General features: G+C 65.2%; 13 protein-coding genes. 10 read left to right on the top strand and 3 right to left on the bottom strand.

Features of this window, described 5'->3' with window-relative positions; all coding sequences use genetic code 11:
• Positions 1 to 103 precede the first annotated feature (103 nt).
• On the bottom strand, positions 104 to 907 hold the full coding sequence (locus tag N416_RS0102880; RefSeq protein ID WP_231383966.1) for a PE-PPE domain-containing protein: 804 nt from the start codon (positions 905 to 907) through the stop codon (positions 104 to 106).
• Between the two features lie 425 nt (positions 908 to 1,332).
• On the opposite strand from N416_RS0102880, the gene N416_RS0102875 reads away from it, so the two are divergent.
• From N416_RS0102875 to N416_RS0102830, 10 genes are all read left to right on the top strand, one after another.
• Positions 1,333 to 2,223, top strand: coding sequence for a hypothetical protein (locus N416_RS0102875; protein ID WP_155943306.1), 891 nt, complete (start codon positions 1,333 to 1,335; stop codon positions 2,221 to 2,223).
• 196 nt (positions 2,224 to 2,419) lie between these two features.
• On the top strand, positions 2,420 to 4,492 hold the full coding sequence (locus N416_RS0102870) for an Ig-like domain-containing protein (protein WP_155943305.1): 2,073 nt from the start codon (positions 2,420 to 2,422) through the stop codon (positions 4,490 to 4,492).
• A gap of 122 nt (positions 4,493 to 4,614) precedes the next feature.
• Complete coding sequence (locus N416_RS0102865) at positions 4,615 to 5,589, top strand: alpha/beta hydrolase (protein ID WP_051190171.1); 975 nt, start codon at positions 4,615 to 4,617, stop codon at positions 5,587 to 5,589.
• A gap of 27 nt (positions 5,590 to 5,616) precedes the next feature.
• Positions 5,617 to 6,537, top strand: coding sequence for a reductase (locus N416_RS0102860; RefSeq protein WP_024440627.1), 921 nt, complete (start codon positions 5,617 to 5,619; stop codon positions 6,535 to 6,537).
• Between the two features lie 18 nt (positions 6,538 to 6,555).
• Entirely contained in the window at positions 6,556 to 8,040 is a 1,485-nt protein-coding gene (locus N416_RS0102855) for an NAD(P)/FAD-dependent oxidoreductase (RefSeq protein WP_024440626.1), read from the top strand.
• Positions 8,041 to 8,049: 9 nt separating this feature from the next.
• Positions 8,050 to 8,793, top strand: a complete 744-nt coding sequence (locus N416_RS21235; RefSeq protein WP_036457049.1) for a MerR family transcriptional regulator — start codon at positions 8,050 to 8,052, stop codon at positions 8,791 to 8,793.
• Between the two features lie 45 nt (positions 8,794 to 8,838).
• Positions 8,839 to 9,399, top strand: coding sequence for an ester cyclase (locus N416_RS0102845; protein WP_024440625.1), 561 nt, complete (start codon positions 8,839 to 8,841; stop codon positions 9,397 to 9,399).
• 89 nt (positions 9,400 to 9,488) lie between these two features.
• Complete coding sequence (locus N416_RS0102840) at positions 9,489 to 9,806, top strand: hypothetical protein (RefSeq protein WP_024440624.1); 318 nt, start codon at positions 9,489 to 9,491, stop codon at positions 9,804 to 9,806.
• Entirely contained in the window at positions 9,803 to 10,375 is a 573-nt protein-coding gene (locus N416_RS0102835; RefSeq protein WP_024440623.1) for a carboxymuconolactone decarboxylase family protein, read from the top strand. Before N416_RS0102840 ends, N416_RS0102835 begins: the two co-directional genes overlap by 4 nt.
• Before the next feature lie 25 nt (positions 10,376 to 10,400).
• Positions 10,401 to 11,120, top strand: a complete 720-nt coding sequence (locus tag N416_RS0102830) for a DUF2652 domain-containing protein (RefSeq protein WP_024440622.1) — start codon at positions 10,401 to 10,403, stop codon at positions 11,118 to 11,120.
• Positions 11,121 to 11,143: 23 nt separating this feature from the next.
• Here N416_RS0102830 and N416_RS0102825 read toward each other — a convergent pair whose 3' ends face one another.
• Both N416_RS0102825 and N416_RS0102820 read right to left on the bottom strand, forming a co-directional pair.
• A complete protein-coding gene (locus N416_RS0102825) occupies positions 11,144 to 11,830 on the bottom strand; it encodes a cutinase family protein (protein WP_024440621.1) in 687 nt (228 codons plus the stop codon).
• A gap of 87 nt (positions 11,831 to 11,917) precedes the next feature.
• The gene (locus N416_RS0102820; RefSeq protein WP_024440620.1) at positions 11,918 to 13,501 is read right to left on the bottom strand and encodes a Na+/H+ antiporter; all 1,584 of its coding nucleotides are present in this window, start codon (positions 13,499 to 13,501) and stop codon (positions 11,918 to 11,920) included.
• Positions 13,502 to 13,526: the final 25 nt, after the last annotated feature.

Genomic DNA, 13,526 nt, shown 5'->3' with positions numbered 1-13,526 from the left:
GGTGTTTCGGCTGATGCTTGACAGCGGCTTCGGTTGATCCTTGACGCTCCGCGGGTGAGGGAGTTGAGCCGAGTTCCGCCCGGCTCAACTCCTCCCCTAGGCGTCACAAGCCAAAGAACGAAGTGAACAGCGCTTGCCACAATTCGCCGGTGTCCAGTGCTGGGATCTCGTTGAAGGTGGTCATCCCGTCGACGACCGAGGTGGCCGAGTCGATCTGGTCTGCCGTCAATCCGAGGTAGGCGTTATGGACTAGTAGCCCGTACAGCAGGTCCTGCCAACTTGTGCCACCGAACAGCAGGTCTATCCAACTTTGGCCCAGCGGATTCGTGTAGATATCGCCCTGGATGTTGAACACTTCGGTGGGGTAGAGGTCGGTGGGGACGGGGGCGGGGTTGGCGCCGAGCATCACGAAACGTAAGGCATCGGTGGGCACGCCGGCGTCGGAGAGTTCCTGCTGGGCATAGGCGGCGACCAGGCTGCTCTGCGAGTAGGTGAAAATGGTCAGCGGGTCGCTGCACACGCCGGAAGCGTCGCAGCCCATCTCGCCGGCGGCGTAGTCGGCAAGAATCGCGTCGACGAGGACGGCCTGGCCCGCCGGGACGCTCTGGAAGAATTCCCAGGTGTTGGGGAGGGTCAGCGGCAACGTCGTTGCGGGAGTGCCGTCGTATCCCAGCGGATCGAGATACCGGTCCACCGCGCTGTTGATGTAGCCGACACTCGGTGTCGCGATGCCGGTCGGCCCGAGAATAAGCGCATCGCTTGAGCCGTAGAGGAAGTCGTACTGGTTGTCGTTGGCGGCGTTGGCCGCACCGGCGAACGCCAGCGCAGCGCCACAAAATGCAACGCCGAAGATGATTTTCTTCATCGAATCCCCTCGTTCGGAGCGATCACTGGTGGTGGTCGCCAAGCTGTTTGCGCGGCAGGCGATTACGTCTCCGACATGCCCCCAGCAGATGTCGGGCCGTACGCCGTGCCGTCAGTTGGCAACTCACAGGATTATTGCAAGCCGTGTCAATTTTCGTATTCGGATCTGAAACATTCCCTGAATGAAATAGCCGATGTCCCGTCGGCTGATGCATTAAAGGAGCCGCAGGTCGGGAATAAAAAGACTTATGTCCTTTCTTGGGTACTCGGCGACAGGAAAACTGACCGGTGCGGATCCGCTCGCTGCCCGGTATCCGGTGCGGGCTCGGCCGCCGGCGGTACGTGCCCCCAGCTGCGGATGCACCCGGCGCTCCAAAGGCGGCCTGGCTGGCACGTGGCAATCGCAAAACGCCCGTTTATACCGTTGACCAGCGTGCCCAGAGTTACCGTAGTGGCTCCAGTCATGAAATGAGTGTTGTGGGATCAGTCAGCCAACCCCGGATTGCCGTCGGCATCGCAGCACTGGCCGCGAGCACCTTGATCGCGCCGCCAGTGGCGGCGCCGCCCTCTGACGTCGTCGCGCGCGTAGTCGAGCTGACGGCCAGTCCATTCGACCCCTATATCGACCTGGTCACCAACACCTTCAACAACCTGGGCACCATCGGCGCGCACTGGCTGGAGGACCCGCTGCCCACAGTCGTCCAACTGGCCACCAACTGGTTCGACTACGCGCAACGCACGTTCGAGGCGTTCGGGGCCACCGCCCAGTCCTTCGTCGACGGGTTGATCAACCTGCCCGACCAGCTCGACACCCTGTTCAGCGCCATCTCGTCGGGTGATATCACCGAGGCGTTGGGGCAGGCGATCATCATCGTGATCAGTGCCTTTCCGGTCCTGGGGCTGGTGGACCGCCTGGTGGCGATCCCCATCGACATCGTCGGGAACATCGTGAACGCGGCAATGGCCACGCTGCACGCGGTGCAGGTGCCGGTCGGGCTTGCCGCACTCAGCTCACTGCAGGCCGTGGTCGTCGAATTCGAGACGCTCGCCCGCAACTTCGTCGATGATCTGGCGGCCGGCGATATCACCGGCGCACTCTTCGGCTTGATCGGCGCACCGGCCGATCTCCTCAACGCCTATCTCAACAGTGACGCGCCGGGCCTGGCCGGCATTCTGGCGCCCTTCGAAGACGTTGACCAAACGGGTTTCGTCGATGCCCTGGTGAACTATCTGCCGCGCGCTGTCGCCGAGTCGATCGGTGCTTCGTACTCGCCGATCGATGGTTCGCCGCCGCCGGACCTCGGCGACTTCGACCTGGGGGACGTGGTCGAGCCGAGCGCTCTACTTCTGGACTTCTGAGCCAGTCGGCGTTCGCGCCGGAGGGAACGGCGCGCTCCTTTGAGTGAGCGCAAGCCAAGTTAAGCCGAAGAATTCATTGAGCCCGATCTGTGATCGTGTCGTGTTGCCGGTGTGATTTCTGTTGCCCATTGTTACGGAAGTTGCCTGAGTGTTCCGAGAGCGAGTCGGTGTCGTAACCGAATAAGGAGTTTGGTCGGTGGTCTTTGGGGCGGCAATTGAGCGTTCTCGGCGCCACTTCCGGTGGCCGGCCGCTACCACCACCGCAACGCGCCGCCTGCGCTGGACGGCGATCCTCGCCGTGTTGTCGGTGCTCATCGCTTGGGCGGGAACCGCGGTGGGACTTCCCGGACTGGCGTCGGCGGCCAGCGCGGAGCCGCAGAACGTGGTGGCGGTGACCACCACCGCCAGTCCGGTCAGCGCCGGACTGGTTGCCGTTCCGGCGAACCCGGCCACGCAGTTCGCCATCGTCAGCCCTCCCGCGAACGGCACGGCGACGATCACGGGCGCTACCTTCACCTATACCCCGGTCAACGGCTTCGTCGGCACCGACGCCTTCAGCTACGCCACCACCGACGGCGTGACGGTCTCGACGCCGGCCACCGTCGGTATCACCGTGATGTCCCCGTCCTCCGCTCCGCCGTCGCTGGCTACCGCCTGTACCGACTTGGGTCCGGCCTTCACCCCGGTGTGCAAGGCGATCGGCGATGTCACCAACCCGATCGTGAACGCTTGCAGCACAGTCGGTTCCGTCGAGGCGTGCAGCTGGTTCGGCGGGAACAAGCACGGGCTGATCAGCGCCTGCTTCGATGTCGCCACCGGGCAGCTGGCGGCGACCTGTAAGACGCTCGACGCAGCGGCGCAACTGGTGGCCAGCCAGTGTCGGGTGATCAATGGCCCGATCGACTATTGCGCGCTGCGCAACGGCAGCCCCATCGGCCAGCGGTCGGTGCAGAACTACCTGGCCGGTCCGGTCCACAAGGCGCTGGTACAGCAGTACCGGCTGAGCATGACGCTGCCGCTGGGGGAGGCCCAGATCCCCGCCACCCATAACTCTTTCAACTACACCAATGCCAACGTGCCGCCGACGTTGTCGGGCATGGACCCCGACCAGCTCTATTCATTGGTCGATCAACTCGACTTGGACATGAGGTTCCTTGAGCTCGACCTGCACTGGTATCCGAGCCTGGGCGCCCCCGGCGGCTACGCACCCATTCTGTGTCACGGCTTCGACAACCACCTGGGCTGCACCTTCGAACAGCCCGCGGTCTCGGGCTTGCAGCAGATCAGGCGCTGGCTGGATGCGCACCCCGACCAGGTGGTGGTCCTCTACATCGAGAATCGGCTCGACGACCCGGTCGATGACACCACCAAGTCGCTGCCTGCCGGGGCTGCGGTCATCGAGAGCACGCTGGGCAATACCTCCGCGCGTGACCTGTTGTTCCGCCCCTCTCAGGTGCAGCCCGGCTCATCCTGCGACACCCAGCCGATCCCGCTGGGCGTCACCATGGCCCAGATCCTGGCGAGCGGCAAGCAGGTGTTGCTCTTCACCAACAGCGGGTGTGGCCGGAATGCGGCGTGGGACGCGCTCGGGTTCAACGACAGCAATGTGGCGGAGAAGGGCAGGCCGGTCACCGTGCAGTACCCGGACTGTTACTTCAGCAGAGCGCAGTACGAAAGTTCCTACACGCGGTTCTTCGACTCCAGCACGCTGGTCGATGTGCTCGCCGGCGGCGGCAACGCCCAGCCGATGACGTCCGCCGATATCCACGAGATGATGAAATGCGGTGCCAACGCGCCCGGCCCGAACTTTGTGGACCCACAGGCCGACCAGTTGGCGGGCTTCGCCTGGAGCTGGTCCTACGGTCAGCCGTTGTCCAGCCCCACCCAGCAATGCGCCGTGCATAATGGCGACGGTCGCTTCCAGGCGGAGGCCTGCGGCCAGTTCCTGCACTACGCCTGCCAGGCTCCTGACGGCTGGCACATCAGTTCCGGCGCCGGCCAGTTCGCCGGTGGTGCCCTGGCATGCGTCGGGCAGGGCGCATTCGCGGTACCCCGCACCGGGTATCAGAACGAACTGCTCAAGGCAGCCAAGGCCCAAGCCGGTGTCGACCGGGTCTGGCTGGCCTACACCGCCGGCAACGACGGCAACTGGAGTATGGGATCCACGCCTCCGCCGGCCCCGTCGACCCAACTCAGGCCGGCCATACTGAGCCTGCCGCCGTACCAGGCCGAAGTGCCCGAGCTGTTGGGCCCGGTCACGGTGTCCTGACTCCGGCCGCCACGCCTACATCGCCAATCGTGCCATTGACAAATGGCACAATAATTGGTGTTGTATGTGCCGTGACGAAACCCGATGGTTTGCCCCTGCCGCCGGTGCCCACGCGTGCGTCGATGCGCGCCGTGGTGGCCGGTACGTCCACGCGCTGGACGTTGCACGTTCTGAACAACATGATTCCGATGAATCGACCGGGTATCGCGTTCGCGCGCGGTCTGATCGCCACCATCATGGGAACGCTCGGCTCTACGCCGGCCGGCACCCGAGTCATTCCGGTGCGCGAGGCAGGGGTGCGCGGCGAATGGGTGCTCGGCCCCGGAGTCGAGTTCGGCCGGCGGGCGGGGTACTACGTGCACGGCAGCGGATACGTGTTGTGCTCGACGCGGACCCACCGCAAGCTGGTCGCCAGGCTCTCGGAGGCAACCGGCCTGCCGATGTTCTCCGTGGACTACCGCTTGGCTCCCGAGAACCCGTTCCCGGCGGCCGCCGACGATGTCGAAGCCGGCTACCGGTGGTTGCTGGCTCAGGGGTATGCCGCCGCCGAGGTCGTGATCGGTGCGGACTCCGCAGGCGGCCACCTGAGCTGCGACATGTTGCTCGCACATGCCGATGAGCCGGGGTTTCAACCGGCCGGGGTCGTGCTGTTCTCGCCGTTGATCGACCTCACGCTCCAGCTCGCCGAGCAGCAGGAGAAGGTGCGGCGTGACCCCGCGGTGTCGGCGGCCTCGGCGCGCCGGCTGGTGGAGCTCTACGTGCGGGGCCAAGACCCCGACCATGTGCGCCTCCGGCTCGACTTCGCCCGGGCGGATCGGCTGCCGCCGGTGTTCACCCAGGTAGGTGGCTTCGAGATCCTCAGCGCCGACGCGCGCCACCTGGACACCGAGATACGCCGAAACGGCGGAGCTTCCACCTTGGAGGTATGGCCGGGGATGGTGCATGTCTTCCAGGCGCTGCCGCGGCTGGCCCCGGAGGCAAAGCCCGCGTTGCGCCGCGTGGCGGCCTTCATCGCCGGTGTCTACGCCGACCAGCGATCCGACGAGCTCGCGGCGGCTGCTTGCGCGCCTCCTTCCCCGGAACTGACCTGCGAATGACCGTCTTGTGAAAGGAAAGAACTGATCATGGCGATGAACCTCGACGACATGCTGCAGAAGATCAAGGACAAGCAGTGGGCCTTGGTCGACATCGATTGGGACGCCCCCGGAGCCGAGCTGATCGAGCCGGAGCTGTGGGCCAAGCTCAAGCCCTTCATGACCGACCTGATGTGGATCGAGAACGTCGGCGCCCGGGGCTTTGCGGCGCTCGCCAAGAAGGCTCCCACCCCGACCCTGAAGAGCATCTACGAGCACTTCCACGCCGAGGAGCAGAAGCACGCCAACGCCGAGCTCGCGTTGATGCGACGGTGGGGGATGCTGGACGACGACGAAATTCCGGCTCCGAGCGTCAACGTCCAGTTGGTGATCACCTGGCTGGACAAGTTCTCCGACAGCATGTCGCTGTCGATCCTGGGCACCGTCATCCCCATGCTGGAAGTGGCCCTGGACGGCGCGCTGATCAAGTTCATCACCGACGAGGTCAAAGACCCGGTGGCTCAAGAGGTTTTCAAGCGGATCAACTCAGACGAGTCGCGTCACCTGGCGGTCGACTTCGAGGTGATGGACATCCTGGGCCACGCCGGCATTCGGAAGCTGGCCGTCGAGTTGGTGGGCAGCTGGATGAACCCCGCGCTGCTGCTCGGCACCTTGAGCTACTTCCCGCTGCTGAACAAGATGCGCGACAACATCGTGGCGATGGGCGTCAACGAGGAACGCCTCTACCAGGCCATGCGACGCTTCCAAAGCGTCGGCGAACGAAGCTCTTTCGCGCGCCGGGTGCCGATGTATCAGTTGATCTCCTGGCACGGCAAGAAGGTTATCGACCGCAGCTCGAAGTACCACTGGCTGGCCGATTCCCTGGTCAGGATCACCGGCATCATCCCGCCCGCGCTGGTGCACAACACCCCCACCTGGTCGCAGGAACTGACCTACGAGCCGGTCGCGTAAGTAAGAGGAACGATCACTGTGACTATCTCAACAGCCATCATCGGCGCCGGCTTCGCCGGCATCGGTGCCGCCATTCGCCTCAAAGACCAGGGAATCACCGACTTCGTCCTCCTTGAACGCGGTACGCGGGTCGGTGGCACCTGGCGCGACAACACCTACCCGGGTGCGGCCTGCGACATCCCGTCGCGGCTGTACTCCTACAGCTTCGCTCCCAACCCCGACTGGTCGCACACCTACTCGGGCAGCGCGGAGATCCTCGGCTATATCGACACCATGGTCGAATCCTTCGGGATCGCGCCGTATATCCGGTTCGGACACAACGTCTCCGGGATCAGCTACGACGCGGACGCCGGTGAGTGGACCATCGACCTGGATGGCCGGGAAGCCGTGCGGGCCAAGTCTGTCATCCTCGCCTCCGGGCCACTGGCTAACGCCAGCTTCCCGAATATCCCCGGCCTGGCGGACTACGAGGGGCGCACGATCCACAGCGCCCGCTGGGATCACGACTACGACTTCACCGGCAAGAAGGTGGCCGTGGTCGGCACCGGCGCCAGCGGGGTGCAGATCATCCCCGAACTGGTCAAGGTGGCGGAGTCGGTCAAGGTGTTCCAGCGCACCCCGGGATGGGTGCTGCCACGGCTCAACGCAGCGACCAGTGGCTGGCTGAAGAAGATCTACAAGGATGTGCCGCTGGCCGAGAAGCTGATGCGGTCCGCCTGGTTCTGGGGCCATGAGTCTGTTGCGGTCGGCGTGGTGTGGGACAGCCCGTTCACCCGGCTCGTGGAGGCCTTGAGCCTGGCGAACCTGCGCGCGCAGGTGAAGGATCCGTGGCTGCGCCGACAGCTCACACCGGACTTCTCCGCCGGCTGCAAGCGCCTGCTGATGACCAGTGACTACTATCCAGCGCTGCAGAAGGACAACTGCAAACTGGTCACCTGGCCCATCGCTCGGTTGTCGCCCAAGGGGATTCGCACCGTCGAAGGCATCGAGCACCAGTTCGACGCCATCGTGTTCGCCACCGGATTCGAGGTGTCCAAAACCGGCACCCCGATTCCGATCACCGGAATCGATGGCCGTGACCTGGCTTCGGAGTGGAGCAGGGGTGCCTACGCCTACCGTAGTGTCGCGGTATCGGGTTATCCGAACCTGTTCTTCACCTTCGGGCCGAACTCCGGACCCGGCCACAGCTCGGCTCTGGTCTACATGGAGGCGCAGATCGACTATATCGTCGGCGCGATCTCGAAATTGCTTCAGTACCAATGGAAGTCGCTCGACGTGCGGCCCGAGGTGCAGGACCGCTACAACCAGGACATCCAGCGGCGCCTGAAGACCACCACGTGGAATTCCGGATGCCAGAGCTGGTATCTGACCGAGGACGGTTTCAACGCCACCATGTTCCCGGGCTTCGCCACGCAATTCGTCAACCAACTCAAGACGCTGGAGCTGGAAGACTTCAAGATCACCGCCGAGAAGACCCGCAGCGACCCGGTCCTGACTGCCTAGGATGTGGTAGTGACCGAGTACCGGATCGACGATCTTGCGAGACAGGCTGGGACCACCACTCGCAACGTCCGGGTGTACCAGGAAAGCGGCCTGCTGCCCCGGCCCCAGCGCCGCGGCCGGGTGGCGATCTACACCGACCGGCACCTCAAGCAGTTGCAGGCGATCATCCGTTTGCTCGGCGAGGGATTCACGGTCAAACACATCCTGAAGTTCCTGACCGGATTGCAGCGCGGTGAGGCTTTGGTCGAGGTCCTGGATCTGGCTGATCTGGGAGAGTTGGTGACTGCGCCATGGTCGCGTCCGGTGTCGAGGACGATGACGCGCGAACAATTGGAGGCGCGGCTGGGCCAGTTGGACGCCCCCTTGTTGCGGCGCCTGACCGCCAGTGGAGTCATCGAGCCGACCGACACCGACGACGTCTACCGGGTGACCGACACCGATCAGATCGATGATCTCGCCACGCTGATGTCGCGGGGGATGCCCTTGGCGGTGATGCTGGAGACCGTGATTGCCGTCGACCAGAAGTTGGACGATGCGGCCGGACTTCTGACCCGCAGCGGACATGCCGAGGTGGTCCGCCAGCGCGGGCCCGGGTGGTTACCGGCCAATGACGACGAACTCGCCTGGGCTGCCGACCTGGTCAACGCCATGCGCAGGGTGGCCCGACGGGCGGCGCACGCCAGTCTGGACCGGGCATTCGATGCGGCGGTGCGCGCCGAGTTGCGGCAGTATCGGCAGGCGAGCCACGAGTAAGAGGAGCGCGTGCAGGACAACGCCTGACTCCATGAGGGGGACACCGTGACCAACCGCTACGCCATCCCGTCCATCGAGGTCTTGCGCGCCCGTGAGCAGCTGGTACTCGACCATTTTCGGGACGAAGTGCGTCAGCACTGGGACGACGTGCTCGCCACGTTCGGCCACCCCCACTACGAGATCATCCCGACGCTGACCGTGCACGACGGCGACGCGGAAGTGCGCGGCTACTACCACGACACCCGAGTGGCATTCCCGGACCAGAACCACGAGATCATCGCACTGCGTCACAGTGCCGACGCAGTGATCGTCGAATTCTGGCTGACCGGAACACATCTGGGACCCTTAGGCACGGTTCCGGCCACCGGATCACGCCACCGCACCCGGATGACCGCCTACTTCGTCTTCGACGAGCAGGAGAACCTGGCGATCGAGCGTATCTACTTCGACACGCTGTCCATGGTCAAACAGCTGATCGCTGGCATCAACTTGCGTGCCCCGCGCTCCTGGCTGCTGGTCATCCGCGTTGTGCGCGGTCTGCTGCGCATGTCGGGAGCACCCGATGCCGGCCTCGTCGACACCCCGCCGGCGGATCTGTCGCACTGATCTGGACCGAAAGGGCCCTGCGGTCGCACAATGGACGGCAGTGACCAACCGATGTGGCCCTGCGCGGGGGAGGAGGTCCACGAAACGTTATGTCCGACATCACCGAACTGCATCAAGCGCTGCTCGGCCGCGTTCTGGGTCGGGGCGGGACAGCGCCCCTCGAATTGCGCCGAGCGGCTTACGACAACGCCGGACTCGAGGAACCGCTCAGCACCCTGGTCGACAAGGTGACCCTGCGCTCCTACGAGGTGACCGACGAGGACGTTGCCGCGGTCGGAGCCGCAGGTCTGAGCGAAGACCAGATCTTCGAGATCGCGGTGTGCGCCGCGGTCGGCCAGGCCACCCGGCAGTACGCCAGCGCGCTGGAAGCGCTCGCCGATGCCACCGCGGACCGCGGAGCGCCATGAGGCTGGCCATCCTCGATCGCGGCCACCGGTTGCGCACCAAGGCCCTGCTGGGAATCATTCGGCTGATCTCACGCCAGCCCGTGGTCGACGCCGTCAAGCTCGCTTTCTATCGCCCGGACTTCTACGGCGGTGGGCCCCTGACCAACGAGGCGATGCGCGGGCCATCGGCGTGGACCATCGGGGAGCGGGAACTGATGGCCGCCTACGTCTCGAAGGCCAACGACTGCCCGTTCTGCGTCGCCGCGCACACGGCCACCTCCAACATCTGCTACGACGACGAGACCGCGGCCGCCACCCTCGCCGATCTGGACACCGCCCCGATCCCCGAAGAGCTGCGGGCCACCCTTCGCCTGCTCGACAAACTGACACGCCGGCACCGCGTCGACGCCGACGACGTACGTGCCGTGCTGGCAGCCGGCGTCACACCCGGGCAGGTCAAAGACGCACTGGCGGTCGGCCTGGCCTTCAACATCACCGATCGGTTGGCCAACGCATTCGGCTTCGAGGTGGCCGGCCCAGCTGCCATGGAGGCCGCCGCACGGCATCTGGTGAAACGTGGTTACGGATAGCTACCCGGACTAGACTGTTGAGCTCATGGCCATCCGGCGCGCGGTGCTCGTCATTGCCGACATCGGCGGATACACCGCCTACATGAACTGGAACCGGACCCATCTGGTGCATGCCCAGCTGGCAGTGGCCACGCTGCTGGAATCAGTCATCGACGCCGCCAAGGGCATGAAGCTGGCGAAGCTGGAGGGCGACGCCGCCTTTTTCTGGGCGCCCAACGGCGATGCCCAGGTCTTGGTCAGCGAGCGGTTGTCGCGGATGCACCAGGCCTTCCTGAATCGTCGGGCCCTTATCGAGAATGGCCGCAACTGTCACTGCGAAAGCTGCGAGCAGCTGATGAATCTCTCGCTGAAGTTCGTCGCGCACGAGGGCGAGGTGGCCGAGCAGAAGGTCAAGCGCCACACCGAACTTGCCGGCGTCGACGTCATCCTGGTGCACCGGATGCTCAAGAACCTGGTGCCGGTTCCGGAATACGTCTTGATGACCGATGCCATCGCGCAGCGGCTTGACGAACCGGTTCGGGCGGTGTGCACACCACTGGTGCACGACTTCGAAGGCCTGGGCCAAACGTCGACGTACTATCTGGACCTGGCGAAGTCGGCGGTAGAACCGCCGCCAGACTCCATGGGATTTCGCGGCAGGATGCGGTTTCGGTGGAAGGCGCTGCCGTTCGCGATCGGAGCCAAGGAGCCCTGCGCGGGATTTCGTGGCCTGGGCCGCAAGGCCGCCGAACTCTCGAAGGGCTGACGGCGGCGGTCAGCGCAGAGCGGCTACAGCTTTCCGGCGACGAAGTCAGCTGCTTGGTTGACCATGCCTGACGAGATGTAGGCGCTGGCCAGGTGTTGCGGCCAGTTCTCTTCCCAGGTGTTCGGGTCGGCCGGGTTGCAGATCGGGTCGGCGCCGTGGCACTGCTCGATGGTCCGATCGTTGTAGATCGGGTTGAAGTTCGTGATGGGTCCGACCCATTGGCTGCCGTTGCCGAAGAGGGCCACCGCGGCGATGTGCTCGTCGGCGCCCGGTGGCAGGGGATTGGTGAAGCCGAACGCCGAGAAGGGGATCGCGAGCACGACGTCGGTGACGGCCGCGCCCAGCGAGTATCCCCCGGCCACGATGCGGGTGTTGGGACATCCGTTGATGGTGTTCTGGATGTGGGCGCTCATGTCGTTGGCGCCCCGGTCGATCTCATTGTCAGCGGGGTAGTTCACCGCATACAAGCTGACGTATTTGGAGGTCTTGGAGCGCAGCGCGCTGACGAAGGCGTTGCCGACCGCGCCGGCCCCGGGCGATTCCAGACGCCCACGGGCGAACACCACTTCGACGTCGGGGCAGGCCGCGCCGGCCGGTGCGACCGCACCGGGTGTTCCCGCGGGAATGACAACGGGAGCGGTCAGCAAGACCGCCGCCAGTACAGTGCCTGAACTTGCGAGTCGCAGTCGTCGGGCCGAGGAATCGCTCACGGAGTGGATAGTAGTGGTCCGCGGCCACCCTGTCGCCACCGACCGGGATCGAAGTCGGCAGACTATGTACATCGACTTCTCCGGTAGCTATTCGGCGTCGGCCGGCCCCAGTAGGCGCACTTCCTCCAGGTCCATTTCCGCCTGCAGCTCGCGTAATACGATGTCGTCGATCTGATTTCGGTCGCGCAGCTCGGTGACGGCACCGCGCTTGTGCTCAAGGACCCTCAGGTGCACCCGGCGCGCCATGTCGTCACGTTCGGTGGCCGCGTTGGGCTGATCGGCCACCGCCACCAGCTCGGCCTGATCCTGGTACTCCTTGAGCAGCCGAGCCGCCAGATCCGGGTCGACGTCGAGTTCGTCGGTCACCCGCGGCAACGCTGTCAGGGCGGCCTCGGCAGCTCGGGTCCGCGCCAGCTGCAACTCCTCGGCGTGCGCTGTGTCCTCGGGCATCCGCGCCCATCGAACGACGGCGGGCAGGGTGCTTCCCTGGACCAGCACTGTCACCAGGATGACGAAGGTGACCACGTAGATGATCAGGTTGCGATCCGGAAAGGGGGTGCCCGCGTGGGTGGTCAACGGGACGGCCAGCGCGGCGGCCAGGGAGACCGCGCCACGGAAGCCCGCCCAACTCGATACCGCGCGCTGGCGCCAGTCCACCCGACGGGCGCGCTGCACGGCACGCCGGTCCAGGGTGCGCACGAGCATGCTGGTGATTTCCGACCAGGCGATTCTTGTCACGATGACGACACCGGTGACAGCGAGGGCCAGCACCGTGGCATGCGGAATGCCGTCGCCGACATTTTCGATCCCGTGCACCGCACCGGGAATCTGGACGCCGACGAACACCCACAGTGAGCCATTGATCAGAAACGTCGCCATGTCCCAGAAAGCGAATGCCTGCAGCCGCGAACGAGCTCCGATCACTCGCGGGCCGACGTAGGACAGCACCAGTGCCGACACCAGCACCGCGACGACGCCGCTGCAGTGAAAAGTCTGGGCGAGCAGGAACGCCGCGAACGGCGTCAACAGGCTCAGGGCGCCTTCCTCGAGCGGCGCGTCGATGCGGCGGCGCAGCAGGGTGACCGCCGCACCCACCAGCAGTCCGGCCGCGATACCGCCGAGGTACGAGCCGACGAATCGGCCCACCAGGTCGACGGGGCCGATCGCGGGGCTGCCGGTGGCGACCGCGACCGTCACCGCGAACAGCACCAGCGCGGTGCCGTCGTTGATGATGCTTTCGGCGCGCAGCACGGTCAGCGGCCGGCGGGGCAGTTTCTTCGCCAGCCCGGCTACCGCGGCGGCATCGGTGGGCGAGAGCACGGCGCCCAGAACCGACGCCGCATGTTGTTCCATGCCCAGCGAACGTGCCGTCCAGGACACCGCCACCGCGGTCGCAATCACCAGGCCGACACTGATGAGCACGATTACCCGCAGGTTCGCCCGGATCTCCCGGAAGCTGGTGTTCATGCTCTCCCAGTACAGGATTGCCGGCAGGAACAGCAGCAACACGATCTCCCCGTCGAGCTGGGTTTCGCCGAAGCTGGGAATCAGGCCCAGCATGCCGCCGAGCAGGATGAGCAACACCGGGGGGCCGACGCGATACCGCTTGCCCACAATCGTGCCGCCGAGCACGGTGGCGACAAGTGTGACAACAACGACGAGACCAAACACCATCACATCCTTGCGTGGCCGCCCG

Source organism: Mycobacterium sp. UM_WGJ, from assembly GCF_000455125.1.
Taxonomy (GTDB): domain Bacteria; phylum Actinomycetota; class Actinomycetes; order Mycobacteriales; family Mycobacteriaceae; genus Mycobacterium.
This window is presented reverse-complemented; position numbering and strand designations above follow the sequence as displayed.